At 71.2% G+C, this 12893-nt stretch carries 10 protein-coding genes and 2 pseudogenes; 9 read left to right on the forward strand and 3 right to left on the reverse strand.

The features are described 5' to 3' along the window. The first annotated feature begins 204 nt into the window (after positions 1 to 204). Positions 205 to 1032, forward strand: a complete 828-nt coding sequence (locus Prum_RS42570; protein WP_173082951.1) for a serine/threonine-protein kinase — start codon at positions 205 to 207, stop codon at positions 1030 to 1032. A gap of 279 nt (positions 1033 to 1311) precedes the next feature. After that, positions 1312 to 2316 (forward strand): fatty acid desaturase family protein, encoded by a 1005-nt coding sequence (locus Prum_RS42575; RefSeq protein WP_173084787.1) that lies wholly within the window; start codon positions 1312 to 1314, stop codon positions 2314 to 2316. On the opposite strand, the gene Prum_RS42580 is transcribed toward Prum_RS42575, so the two are convergent. From Prum_RS42580 to Prum_RS54180, 3 genes and pseudogenes are all read right to left on the reverse strand, one after another. Further along, a complete protein-coding gene (locus Prum_RS42580; protein WP_173082953.1) occupies positions 2272 to 2991 on the reverse strand; it encodes a nitroreductase in 720 nt (239 codons plus the stop codon). The two genes, Prum_RS42575 and Prum_RS42580, sit on opposite strands and share 45 nt — an antisense overlap. 113 nt (positions 2992 to 3104) lie before the next feature. Beyond that, complete coding sequence (locus tag Prum_RS55505) at positions 3105 to 3440, reverse strand: substrate-binding domain-containing protein (protein WP_371871342.1); 336 nt, start codon at positions 3438 to 3440, stop codon at positions 3105 to 3107. A gap of 128 nt (positions 3441 to 3568) precedes the next feature. Next, positions 3569 to 4144, reverse strand: a pseudogene (locus tag Prum_RS54180) (LacI family DNA-binding transcriptional regulator); the annotation flags it as partial. Positions 4145 to 4305: 161 nt separating this feature from the next. Between Prum_RS54180 and Prum_RS42590 the strand changes: the two are divergent. From Prum_RS42590 to Prum_RS42610, 7 genes and pseudogenes are all read left to right on the forward strand, one after another. Continuing rightward, positions 4306 to 5796: pseudogene (locus tag Prum_RS42590) on the forward strand (glycoside hydrolase family 127 protein); the annotation flags it as partial. A gap of 20 nt (positions 5797 to 5816) precedes the next feature. After that, complete coding sequence (locus tag Prum_RS55510) at positions 5817 to 6221, forward strand: hypothetical protein (RefSeq protein ID WP_371871343.1); 405 nt, start codon at positions 5817 to 5819, stop codon at positions 6219 to 6221. A gap of 46 nt (positions 6222 to 6267) precedes the next feature. After that, positions 6268 to 7977, forward strand: a complete 1710-nt coding sequence (locus tag Prum_RS42595) for a carbohydrate-binding protein (RefSeq protein ID WP_246278477.1) — start codon at positions 6268 to 6270, stop codon at positions 7975 to 7977. 11 nt (positions 7978 to 7988) lie between these two features. Continuing rightward, positions 7989 to 9380: a hypothetical protein gene (locus tag Prum_RS52950; RefSeq protein WP_246278478.1), complete on the forward strand. Its 1392-nt coding sequence runs from the start codon at positions 7989 to 7991 to the stop codon at positions 9378 to 9380. Then, the gene (locus Prum_RS42600; RefSeq protein WP_246278710.1) at positions 9332 to 10825 is read left to right on the forward strand and encodes a LamG-like jellyroll fold domain-containing protein; all 1494 of its coding nucleotides are present in this window, start codon (positions 9332 to 9334) and stop codon (positions 10823 to 10825) included. Before Prum_RS52950 ends, Prum_RS42600 begins: the two co-directional genes overlap by 49 nt. 145 nt (positions 10826 to 10970) lie before the next feature. Further along, positions 10971 to 11441 (forward strand): GNAT family N-acetyltransferase, encoded by a 471-nt coding sequence (locus Prum_RS42605; RefSeq protein ID WP_246278479.1) that lies wholly within the window; start codon positions 10971 to 10973, stop codon positions 11439 to 11441. Between the two features lie 6 nt (positions 11442 to 11447). Next, the gene (locus Prum_RS42610; RefSeq protein WP_173082959.1) at positions 11448 to 12695 is read left to right on the forward strand and encodes an outer membrane protein assembly factor BamB family protein; all 1248 of its coding nucleotides are present in this window, start codon (positions 11448 to 11450) and stop codon (positions 12693 to 12695) included. Positions 12696 to 12893: the final 198 nt, after the last annotated feature.

The following is a 12893-nucleotide window of genomic DNA, read 5'->3' on the forward strand; positions in this document are numbered from 1 at the left end:
CTTCCGTACATGTCAGGCTGGCGGCTCCTCCCCAAGGGGAGGTCTCTTCGCAGGCCGTGGGCCCGGACCTCGCCCGCACATTCTGTTCGGACCTCACCGCGTCCTCGACCCTGCGGTCACGACCAGCGACTCCCCGGCGCTTCAGTGGAGGTGCCGTCCCGGCCGGGCACACCTACGGCGTGTCCCGTAAAGAGCGTTGACCAGATGACCGTTCTCGCCGAGCCACCTACGTTCAGCGCGACCGCCGCCTACCCGGGGTACCGCTCCACGACCGCGCCCACCGCCTCCGAGGCAGGAGCGTTGGCAGACCCGGACTCCACTGTCGACACCTGGGCGCTTCACCAGAGCGACCCGGTCAACGTTGACGGCTACCGGTTGGTATCGCGTCTCGGGGCGGGCGGGATGGCAGACGTGTTCTACGCGGTAGCGCCCACCGGTGAGCCGGTCGCGGTCAAGCTCCTGCACGCCGTTGACGGGGCTGCCGAGGCATGCCTGCGCGAGTACCGGTTGGCGTCCGCCGTCGATCCGGACTGCACCGCGCCGGCCGTCGGTCACGGCGTGTCCACGGCGGGCGCGTACCTGGTGACGGCTCATCTTCCGGGCTATCGCAGCGGCACCACGTTGGTGGGCGGGCCGACGCCGGCTGAGCAGCTCTGGACGCTTGGAGGGGGGCTGGCCCAGACGCTTGCGGCGATCCACGGAAAGGGCATCGTGCACTGCGATGTGAAGCCGGCGAACCTGCTCGTGCGTGGGCATGACGTTCGCATCATTGATTTCGGTATCGCCCGGTACGTTGGCGAGCGGTGTGGCGATGAGGGGATGGTGCAGTGCAGCCGTGGCTGGGCCGCACCGGAACAGCTGCGTACCGACCCAGCCACGCCGGCGGTGGACGTCTTCGCGTGGGGTTGTCTGCTCGCCCACCTGGGAGCGGTCTCCACCCGTTCGCTAGCCGCAGTGAAGAGGAGTGGATCTTGCGGGTCCAGTTGGCGCAACCAGATCTGTTCGGGCTGCCCCCGAACCTGGACGAGCTGATCCGGTGGGCGTTGGCCCGCGACCCGGGCGACCGGCCCAGCGCCCGCGAACTGGTCTCGATCTGCCAGGCGCGGCGGTTACTGTGACGGACGTCTATGGACGCCGTTTCGGTGAGGTTGGCGCCGCCCCGGCCCGGGTAGGATCTGGGGCGATGGTTGCCCAGGACCCCGGCGACGTGATGACCGCCCGTTGCCGGAGGCCGTAGTGACCACTCTTGACGTGACCATCCCGCAGGTTCGCGCCGGTTCGCCGCGCCGCGGCAGCGACTACGCCGAGCTGATGAGGCAGGTGCGCCAAGCGGGTCTGCTTGAGCGGCGTCCCACCTTCTACGCCGTGTGCATCACCGCGTGTCTGCTCATGCTCGCCGCCGGCTGGGCGGTGTTCGTGTTGCTGGGCAATTCGTGGTGGCAGGTGTTCACCGCGGCGTTCCTGGCCTTCGCGTTCGCGCAGAACGGGTTCCTGGCCCACGATGCCGGGCACCGGCAGATTTTCCGATCTCGGCCCGCCAATGACCTGGTCGGGTGGGTGCACGGCAACCTTGGCATCGGGTTGGCGTTCGGCTGGTGGGTGGACAAGCATCACCGCCACCACGCCCATCCCAACCACGAGGGTCTCGATCCGGACATCGGCGGTGAGAACCTTGTCTACACCAGCGCCCAGGCCGGCGCCCGGCGGGGACTGGGCCGGTTGGTCGCCCGCCACCAGGGTGCGTTGTTCTTCCCGATGCTGTTGCTGTTGGCGATCGACCTGCGCGTTTCCGGCGTCAAGGCGTTGACCCGCCCGGGCTACCGCAACCGGCTGCCGGAGGCGCTGCTGTTCGGTTTGCACATCGCGGCGTACGTCACCGTCGTGCTGCTGGTGCTGTCTCCGGTCAAGGCGCTGGTCTTCGTCGCGATCCATCAGGGACTGCTTGGGCTGTACCTGGGAGCGGTGTTCGCCCCCAACCACAAGGGCATGCCGATCCTGTCCAAGCAGGACGACAGCGACTTCTTGCGCCGCCAGGTCCTGACCGCCCGCAACGTGCGGGGCGGACGGCTGACGGATCTACTCCTGGGTGGGCTCAACTACCAGATCGAGCACCACCTGTTCCCGCACATGCCGCGCCCGTCGCTGCCGCACGCACAACCGGTCATCCGCGACTATTGCCTGGGCCATGGTCTGCCCTACGCGCAGACCAGCCTGATCGACTCCTACCGGCAGGCGCTGGCACACCTGAACACCGTGGGCCGCGGCGACCATCTAGGGGATCCGGTTGATCGGCAGGTCGATGCTGCTCAGGTGTAGGACCACGTACGGGTAGGTGACGTTGGCGCTGAGCGGCAGAAGGGAGACGCCGATCTCGGCGGCGGTGAGCCAAGCCGCGGACAGTGCTTCTCCGGCGCGAAGCCAGTTCATCGGTTGCTCGCCGCGCTTGTAGCGGATCGCGAGCAGCGCTGACCGGTCGTGTCTGCTGCCGGTGCCAGTCGATCGGGTGACGCCGGTCCAAGACGCCAACTCCGCCTGGTTCGGGTACAGGACGTGCAGCAGCGAGCCTTCGGCGTGCACGGCTGTGATGATCGCGGCCAGCTCGTCCGGGCCGATCCGCCGGCCGGGCGGCGGGCGACGGTTGGTACGGCGTACCGTCAGCGCCTCGACCGGAGCCGGCGCGGGGCCGTCCACCTGGAGCCGGGCGAGGTGCTCGGGCCGGGCGGGGTCGGGCATCCGGGTCTCGGTGGCGCGCCAGCCTTGCGCGGCCAGACTGACCCGGGCGTGGTGCAGCGCTGCCCCGCAGCTCAGTGTCGCCAGGCGGACGTCGGGCTCGGTGACGTCGGAGAGTCGGCTGGATTCGAGGTGGAGGTCCAGCCCGTTGTCGGTCATGCGCCACCGCCACGGCCGGGTGTCGTGGATCGACGGGGCGAGTCCGGCTGCGGCCACCGCCGAGGCGAGTGCCTCGGTCACTGCCTGGGTGTCGGCTCTCATGTCGGTCGGGTGGGGACAGGAGTTGATGGCCATGGTGAAGGTCCCTTCCGGCGGCGCACAGCGTTCACCGGGGTCCCGAGCGACGCCCTCACTGTACGCCCGCCCGGGGCACCTCAACGGGACGAAGACCGCGCCGGCCAGCCGCCCGGGGCGGCGGTGGACTCGCGGACGACCAGGCGGCACGGATGGGTCTGCCGGCCCGGGGTGGGCTGTCCGTTGATGGCGGCGAGGAGCAGGTTGGCCGCCGCCCGCCCGAGCCCCTCCAGGTCCATGTCCACGCTGGTCAGCGGTGGTTGGCAGGCCAGCGCCATGACGTCCCAGTTGTCGAAGCCCACCAGGGCGACGTCGTCCGGGATCCGCACACCCGCGGTGCGCAGGCCGTCGGAGACGCCCCGAGCGATCTGGTCGCTGCCGCAGAAGACGGCGTCCACGTGGGTACCGGAGGCCACGAGCAGGCCCGCGGCCTGGCGGCCCCAGCCTTCGCTCCACTGGCCGTACAAGGGGGCAGGACGAGGTCGAGGCCGTCGTCGGCCAGACGGGCCCGCGCGGCGGCGGACCGGACCTGCGCGGAATGGTGGTGCTCGGGCCCGGTCACGTGCGCGATGCGGCGCCGGCCGACGGCGAGCAGGTGCTCGATGGCCTTGCCCGCGCCGCCCGCCTCGTCCGGGACGACCGAGCAGTCCTGCGGGTCGGTGGAACTGATGAAGGCGTACACGACCGGTACGGGTTGGTCCGCGGCGATCGGTGGCCGGGCCTGGCTGCGCCGGCCGGTCACGATGATCCCGTCGACCCGGCGGCCGAGCAGGGTGTGCAGGTAGTACTCCTCGCGGATCGGGTCGTCTCTGGCGTCGCAGAGGAACACCGACATGCGGCCGGCCCCGAGCGCGTTCTCGGCGCCCATCAGGATCGGGATGCTGAACCGGCCGATGCTGTCGGTGGTGATCATGCCGACGGTGTAGGTGCGGCCCTCGTTGAGCGCGCGGGCGGCGGCGTTGGGCCGGAACCCGAGGCGTTCCGCGGCGTGCAGTACGCGCTGGCGGGTCTCCGGCCGCAGCGAACCGTTGCCGTTGAGCGCCTTGGAGGCCGTTCCGACCGACACCGAGGCGAGCGCGGCCACGTCGCTGATGGTTGCTGGGCGGCCTGGCTTGGTCACGTTCCCTACTTTCCACCGGGGTTTCCGTCGCCATCTTACGTCAACAGATCACGTCGATGGATTATGCATCGACATCAGTCTTGACGTGTCGAACGCCTGGTCCTTAACCTGTCGGAAACCGGTTGCCTTGTTTTCCTCGCTGCCTCGGGAGCGCTCAAGGGATGACACCACGTACTGGGCCGGTGGCCCCCACGGACGGCGCCCTGCGGCCGCTGGACGTCGACGGCGTTCGGCTGAACGCCGGCGGCCTGCTCGGCGCCTGGCAGCGGCGCAACGCCACGGCCACCCTGCCGCACTGCGTCGCGCAGCTGGAGGAGGCCGGCGCGCTGGACAACGTGCGCCGGGTCCTCGGGCTCACCGACCGTGAGCACACGCCGATGTGGTTCGCCGACTCCGACATCTACAAGACCCTGGAGGCGGCGGCCTGGGAACTGGCCCACCCGGACGCCGACCCCCGGCTGCGGGAGTTCGTCGAGAGCACCGCCGAGCTGCTGGCGAAGGTCCAGGACGACGACGGCTACCTCAACACCTACTTCACCACCGAGAAACCGGAGCTGCGCTGGCGCGAACTGGACTGGAGCCACGAGCTGTACTGCGCCGGACACCTGATCCAGGCCGCCGTGGCGGCGGCGCGGGTCGGCGTGGGGGAGCGGCTGCCGGGCGTGGCCCGCCGCTTCGCGGACCTGATCGTGGCCCGGTACGGGCCCGGTGGCGTGCCGGCCGTGTGCGGCCACGCGCAGATCGAGACGGCGCTCGTGGAGCTGTACCGGCTCACCGGCCACCGCCCGTACCTGGACACCGCGCGCCGCTTCATCGACCTGCGCGGACAGGGACTGGGCGGCCACGGGCGGTTCGGGCCGGCGTACTGGCAGGACCACGTGCCCGTCCGGGAGGCGAGCACCGCCACCGGACATGTCGTGCGCCAGTGGTACCTGCTGGCCGGCGCGGTCGACGTGGCCGTGGAGACCGGCGACCCCGAGCTGATCAGCGCCGCGGAACGCCTGTGGGAGGACGCGCACGGCACGAAGACGTACATCACCGGCGGACAGGGCGCCCGGCACCGCGACGAGGCGTTCGGCAACGCGTACGAGCTGCCGCCGGAGCGGGCGTACGCGGAGACCTGCGGCGCGATCGCCAGCTTCCAGTGGAACTGGCGGATGCTGCTGGCCACCGGCACCGGCCGGTACGCCGACGCGATGGAGACCGCCCTCTACAACGCCATCGCCGCGGCCATCGCCACCGACGGCCGGCATTTCTTCTACGCCAACCCGTTGCAACGCCGCGCCGACCACGACTCGGCCAACGACCACGCGCCCGACCGCCGCCAACCGTGGTACTCGTGCGCCTGCTGCCCACCGAACCTGGCCCGGCTGATGGCCTCGCTGCAGTCCTACCTCGCCACCACCGACGCGGACGGTCTGCAGGTCCACCTGTACGGCTCGGGCATGGTGAGCGCCCGGGTCGGCGACACCGCGGTCGGCCTGGCCGTGGTGACCGGCTATCCGTGGCAGGGACAGGTCCGGATGACGGTCACCACGCAACCCGCGCAGGCCCCGCGGGAATGGACCCTGGCACTGCGCATCCCGGCGTGGTGTACGTCGTTCACGCTGACGGTCGACGGCGCGCCGGTCACCGCCCCGGTGCGGGCCGGGTACGCCCGGATCAGCCGGGCATGGCCCACCACCAGCACCGTCGTCCTCGACCTGGACATGCCCCGCGCCTGGTCACCGCCCACCCGTACGTCGACGCCGTGCGCGGCTGCGTCGCCCTCGCCCGAGGGCCGCTCGTCTACTGCGTCGAGCAGGCCGATCTGCCCGCGGGGATTCCGCTGGCGGACGTGCGGGTGGACACCTCAGCCGCGGTGCGGCCGTCGACCGTCGGCGACCTGCCCGACGGCGTGGTCGCCCTGACGGCGACCGGGCTCGCCCGGCCGCCGTCGACACCGCCGTTGTACGGCGAGTCCCGCGAGGTCTCGCCCGGCCGGCCGGTCGCCCTCACCGCGATCCCGTACTTCCTGTGGGGCAACCGCGTCGAAGGCCCCATGCGCGTCTGGATCCCGACCGACGCCACCCCGTAACCCCAATCCCGTCACACGTCACCCCAACCCCCACGAGAGGTGTCACGTGCACAGACGACTCGCCCGCGCCGCGGTGGCGGCCATCGCGCTGGCCGCCACCGGTGCCAGCGTCGCCATCACCAACACGGCCTACGCCGCGAACTCCACCCTCACCGTCAACGTCGGCTCGCCGTTCAGGCCGGTGACCCGCGTCGCCTCCGGCGGGCTGTACGCCCTCGCCGAGAACAACCGGCCCCCCGACTCGATGCTCCTGCCGATCAGGATGCGCAACATCGTGCAGCCGCCGCCCGGCGTGCAGCAGCGCCCGAACGGCCAGCCGCCCGGCGGCGACGCGCTGCTGGTCGCGCAGCAGGCGATCCGCACCGGCGCCGGCATGGTGATCCGGCTGCCCGACATCTACCCGAACTTCCCCTACCAGTGGGTCAGCTGGAACGACTGGTTGTCCAAGGTGGACACCATGGTGAACGCGCGGATGGCCGCCACCACGGTGAGCAATGTGGAGGCTTACGAGCTGTGGAACGAGCCCGACTACACCTGGAACACCGGGGCCGCCGGCAGCTTCACCGACGGCTGGGTGCGCACCCACCAGCGGGTCCGCTCGCGTGACGCCCTCACCCCGATCCTGGGCCCGAGCATCACCGGCTGGAACGTGACCTGGATGCGCTCGTTCCTGACCCACGCCCGCAACACCAACACGCTGCCGGACATCGTCTGCTGGCACGAGCTGCCCGGCACCTCGGCGCAGGTCGCCGCGCACGTGTCGGCGTACCGGGCGCTGGAGTCGGAGCTGGGCATCAGCCCGCGTCCCATCTCCATCAACGAGTACGGCTGGACCGACGAGATCGACGTGCCCGGCCGGGCGACCAGCTACATCGCCAAGCTGGAACGGGCCGGCGTCGAGATGGCCAACCGCGCCTTCTGGTACGAGTACGGCACCGTCAACGGACTCGTCGTCAACAACAGCCAGCCCACCGGCAGTTGGTGGCTCTACAAGTGGTACGGCGACATGGCCGGCAACATGGTCACCACCACGCCACAGACGCAGAGCGGGATCGATGGATTCGCGTCCTACGACCCCACCCGCCGGCAGGTGCACGTCATCTTCGGCAACGAGTCCGGCACCAACACCGTGCGCCTGACCGGCCTCGGCGCGCTGGGCGGCACCGTGCGGGTGCGCCTGGAGTCGACGCCGAACTCCGGCCGGTTCACCGCGGTGACCGCACCGACCGCGCACTCGGACACCACCGCGACCGTCAGCGGCGGCGCCGTGAGCGTCAGCGTGCCCAACATGGACGCCGGCCGCGCCTACCACATCGTGGTCGAGCCGACCAGCGGCGTGCCGAGCTACCAGCAGCGGTACGAGGCGGAGAACGCGGCCGTCTTCCACGCCCAACGGCTCAGCGCCGCCAGCGCCTCCAGCGGCGGGTACGTGGGCAGGATCGACAACAGCACCGACTTCCGCACCCACAGCTACGTCGACTTCATCGTCAACGTGCCCACCGCCCGGACATACACCATGGCGATCGGGTACGCCAACGGCACGGGGGCCACGTCGACACAGGGGTTGGCGTACAACGGTGGCGGCTGGTCCACCGTCAGCTATCCGCCCACGGCCGGTTGGGGCCAGTTCGGCAGCACGGTGAGCACCACCGTGAACCTGCGCGCCGGATACAACGTCATCCGGCTCGCCAAGGGTTCGCCGTTCTTCGGCGGCGGCACCGGGTACGCCGAGCTCGACTACATCCAACTCACGTGAGGGGGCCTGCCGTGAAGCGCATCGCCGCCTCCGCGAGCACACTGATCACCGTCGCGGCCGGCCTCGCCGTTCCCGGCCAGGCCGCCGCGGCCGCGGCGGACCGGGCGCCGCTGGTGCTGGCCGTCGACGTTTCCAAGCCGTTCAAGCCGGTCGACCACGCCGCGTCCGGCGGCCTCTACGGCCTGGCCGACGAGGGCTGGCCGGCGGACCGGTGGATCGCACCGACCCGGCCGACGATGTTCACCCAACCGCCACCCGGCGCGACCCACCGACCCAACGGGGAGCCGGCGCCGGTCGGCGACACCCTCAAGGTGTGGCAGGCGGCCAAGCGCAACGGCGCCACCGTCACCATCCGCCTGCCCGACATCTTCCCCACGTTCCCGTACCAGTGGCAGGGCGACGACTACTGGTACGCCCAGGTCGACAGGATCGTGCGCGACACGCTCGCGTCGGGTGCCGACAACATCTACGGCTACGAGATCTGGAACGAGCCACAGTGGACCTGGAACGCGGCCTGGGGCAGCTTCGACGAGATGTGGGCCCGCACCTACCGGCTCATCCGCAGCCTCGACCCGCACACGCCCATCATCGGCCCCAGCCACGACCGGGACTACGAGAACGGCATGCGGCAGTTCCTCACCGCGGCGGTCGCGTCCGGCACCGTGCCGGACATCATCTCCTGGCATGAACTGGGCACCGACCGGGGCGTCGACATCGAGGCCCGCGTCCAGCGCTACCGCGAACTCGAGCGGGAGCTGGGCGTCGGCCCGCTGCCGATCAGCATCAACGAGTACGCGGCGCCGCGCGACGCCGGCGTGCCAGGGTGGCTGACCCGGCATGTGGCCCGCCTCGAACGCGCCAAAGTGGACACCGCCAACCTGGCCTTCTGGCACAAGCCGGGCCGGCTCTCGGACCTGCTGGTGCCCGTCGGCGGCGGGTCCGGCCCGGCGTACGAGGCGCAGCCGACCGGCAACTACTGGGTGTTCAAGTGGTACGGCGACATGACCGGAAACATGGTCGAGACCACACCGCCCGCGCGGGCCGGCCGGTACATCCAGGTCGGAGACCCGGTGCCCGCACCGTCCACAAGGGTCCCCGGCCGGGCCGGGTTCGGCAACGCCATCAAGCTCAACGGCACGGACGCCAACCGGTACGTCGCCATGCCGCCCGGCGTGCTGCGCGGCCTCACCGACTTCACCGTCGCCACCTGGGTGAACATCAGCTCGCCGGCCACCTGGTCGAGGATCTTCGACTTCGGCACCGGCCAGGGCGTGAACATGTTCCTGACCCCCAGTCAGGCAGCAACACCGTCCGGTTCGCCATCACCAACGGCGGAGGCGGGGCGGAGCAGCGGATCGACGGCACCGCACCGCTGCCCACCGGATGGACCCACGTCGCGGTGACGAAGTCCGCCACCACCGGCACCCTGTACGTCAACGGCGAGCCGGTCGGCACCAACCCGAACCTCACCCTGAGCCCGTCCGACCTCAACGGCGGCGACACCGCCAACAACTGGATCGGCCGCTCGCAGTACGCCGACCCGCTTTTGGACGCCACAGTGGACGATTTCCACATCTACGACCGCGCCCTCGCACCGGCCGAACTCGGGGCGCTGCTGAGCGCTCCCGGCAACGGCAACGTCGCCGCGTACCACTTCGACGAGACCGCGGGCACCACCGCGGCCGACTCCTCCGGCAACGAGCGGCACGCCACGGTCACCACCCGCGTCGACGTACCGCGCGTACCCCAACTGGACGGCCTGGCCAGCGCCGACCCGAGCACCCGGACCGTCCGGGTCATCTTCGGCGGCGGCGACGGCGACATCCAGCTCAAGGTCGCCGGCCTCGCCGCGCTCCCGCACTTCGGCGGCAAGGCCAACGTCCAGATCTTCGCCACCGAGTGGACCGGCACCGACGGCGTCTCCGACGGCCCGGCGCCCCTGTTCGAGGGCACGTACCGGGTCCACGAGGGCGCCATCTCGGTCCCGGTCTCGGGCATCGAGGACTCCGCCGCGTACCTGGCGGTCATCCGACCCGAGCGGCAGGCACCACGCTTCCCGGGACCGGTCCGGCGGTACGAGGCCGAGGCCGCCGCTGGCCGGTCGGCGGTGGTGGCCGACCCGCTCGCGTCCGAGAACCGGTACGTGCGGGCGAACCGCCTCGACTTCACCGTCACGGCACCCACGGCCGGCGCGTACGCCCTCGACCTGCGCTACACCAACCCGACCGGGGCGCCGGTCCACGGCGTGGTGACGGTGAACGGACGGCGGCAGACGATCGACCTGCCACCCACCGCGACGGCGGCGCCGTTCTCGACCAACCGCCTGCACGCCGACCTCACCCGCGGCCGCAACCGGATCAGCCTCCGGCTCGGACCCGGCACGGTCGGCGTCGACCACATCGACGTGACCCCGTTCCGGACCCGCGTCGAGGCCGAGCACGGCCAGTGGTCGGGCGCCAACCTCGTCACCGTGGACATGGGCGAGGGCAACTTCTTCGCCCCCTACGTGTCCGGGGACGCGTACGTCGCCAACCTCAGCCAGCCGGACAGCACCCTGCGCGTACCGGTGACCGTGCCGTCCGCCGGGCGGTACCGGCTGAAGATCGGCTACTCGACCGCCGGCACCGAGGAGGAACGGCGGGCCCAGATCAAGGCCGGACACCTCCTGCGCGTAGACGACGGCCCGTGGCAGCCGGTCTGGTACGACCCGACCCAGTTCCGGCAGATGATCCGCCAAACGACCGCGGTCGTCGACCTGCCGGCCGGCACCTCCACACTGACGTTCGCCAAGGCCACACAGCCCGGCGTTGTCGACGTCGACTACGTCGACGTGCTCCTCGCACCCTAGGCGATCCATGGATCTAGACGAGAAATGGTTAGCTCCGAACCATTTCTCGTCTAGATCTGCTCGGACAAACCCCAAGACGCCGCCTGACCCCAAACCCAAAACGTCTCTAGATCCAACTACTGCGCAGATCTTCTACCCTCGGCTGGTGGCCGACACCCTGATTTCTCCCGTGGACACCGCGGACGTGGGCGAGATCCTCACCCTGCAGCGAGCCGCGTACGTCACCGAGGCGCAGCTCTACAGCGATGCCTCGCTGCCCGCCCTCACGCAGACGTACGAGGAGTTGGCGGCTGAGCTCAGCTCAAGCCTGGCGCTGAAGGCGACGATGAGGCATCGCATCGTCGGCGCGGTCCGCGGCCGCCTCGACGGATCGGTCCTGCACATCGGGCGACTCACGGTTGCGCCAGATCTTCAGGGCCATGGCATCGGCACCCGGTTGCTGACCGCTCTGGAGCGCGAGGCCGCCGGCGACGTCGACCGCTACACGCTGTTCACCGGGCATCTCAGCCGCGCCAACATCCGGCTGTACGAGCGGCACGGATACACCGAGGTTCGCCGGGAGGAGTTGAAACCAGGCGTGGTGTTGGTCCACCTGGACAAGCAAGCCGACAAGTAGCCACCGGTGTCCGTGATCGACCTCGACGTCGTGTCCGCCGCGGCGCCCACCGCGCGGTACCGGCCGTGGCACCGCTGGCCAGGGGTGGTCGCGGCCGTTGCCGCGCTGCTTCTGCTGCTGGGCGGCGCCGCCGTGCCGGTGGAGCGCCCCTGGGACCGGCCGGTGGTGCTCGACGGCGTCCCCCTCGGCGGGATGGCCGCGGCCGGCGACACGCTCTACCTGGCTCGGCCCGGCGGCGTCGTGACGGCGCACCCCGCCGGCGGCGGGCAGCGCTGGAGCGCCCCCCTCGGCGAGGCGGACAGGCTGGTAGCCGACGCCGTCGGCGACCTGGTCCTGCTGCAGGGCGTGGTCGCGGACACCGGCCCTCGCAGGGTGTTCACCGCCGTGGTCGAGGCCGCCACCGGCGTGCCGCGCTGGCGCCGGGACGGTACCGTCCGGCTGATCGACCGGGCGGCCGGGCTGGTCGTGCTCGCGGACGATCCGGCGGCCGTCCCGGGACCGTTCTCGTACCGGCTGCTGGAGCTGGCCACCGGGCAGGAGGTTTGGCTGTGGGGCGCCCGTCCCGACGGCGCGACGCTGACGCCGGTGGGCGCGGCCGACGGTGCCCTGGCGGGCCTGCTCCAGCGCGATGCGGCCGGCCGCACGGTGCTGCTCGACGCCGCCACCCGGCGGAGCCGGCCGCTGCCCGACACGCCCCAGGCGACGGACGCGTACGGCACGGACGACGGCCTGCTGCTGCGCGCCTTCGACGACGCCCGCGTGGAGCTGGTCATGTACGACTGGGCCACGCTGCGGCCGCGCTGGCGGGTCGCCGCGCCGCTGAACGGGCTGCTGCTGGGCCGCTGCGGCCCCTGGCTGTGCGTCACGGACGGGGAGGGCACCGCCGCCGTGGACCCGGCCGACGGGCAGGTCCGCTGGCAGCGGCCCGGCGCGCCGAACGCCCCGGGGCAGCCACTCGTGCTGCACGCCTTCAACCCCGCCGCACCCGCCGTGACGCTGGTCGACCCCGTCACCGGGCGGCCCGTGCTGGAGCTGGCCGGCTGGACCGGCGTCGGGGCGCCCGCGGCGGGCCGGCAGGTGGCCACCCGCTGGCGGGTCGACGGCCGGACCCAGATCGTGGCGGTGGAGCTGGCGTCCCAGCGGGTCTACCCCTTGGCGGAAGCGGTGGTCGCCGCCGACTCCTGCGTCACGTCCGAGCGGCTGCTGGCCTGCCGCAGCGGCGCCGGGACGCTGACCATGTGGCGGCTGGGCTAGGTCTTAACTCGAGTACGCGCCCTGCCACTTGGCGGGTTTGCCATCGAAATCTGGGAATTCGTCGCCCGCGTTGAGGAACCTCCGATCGTTTCCGCCGGAACCGACCCGTACCCAGTAGCCCGACGTCGGGCATTCCTCGCCGCTGCCCTTCACTTGGAAGTCGTCGAAGGGCGGGTCATCGTGGCTCGAAGAGTTAGC

Source organism: Phytohabitans rumicis (genome assembly GCF_011764445.1).
In the GTDB taxonomy this organism is placed as follows: Bacteria; Actinomycetota; Actinomycetes; order Mycobacteriales; family Micromonosporaceae; genus Phytohabitans; species Phytohabitans rumicis.

What these genes read in the sequence shown, in the direction of transcription:
- Prum_RS42575 (WP_173084787.1), top strand. Translation starts at nt 1,312, where the DNA reads ATGAGGCAGGTGCGCCAAGCGGGTCTGCTTGAGCGGCGTCCCACCTTC.
- Prum_RS42570 (WP_173082951.1), top strand. Translation starts at nt 205, where the DNA reads ATGACCGTTCTCGCCGAGCCACCTACGTTCAGCGCGACCGCCGCCTAC.
- Prum_RS42580 (WP_173082953.1), bottom strand. Translation starts at nt 2,991, where the DNA reads ATGAGAGCCGACACCCAGGCAGTGACCGAGGCACTCGCCTCGGCGGTG.
- Prum_RS55510 (WP_371871343.1), top strand. Translation starts at nt 5,817, where the DNA reads ATGGCCCACCACCAGCACCGTCGTCCTCGACCTGGACATGCCCCGCGC.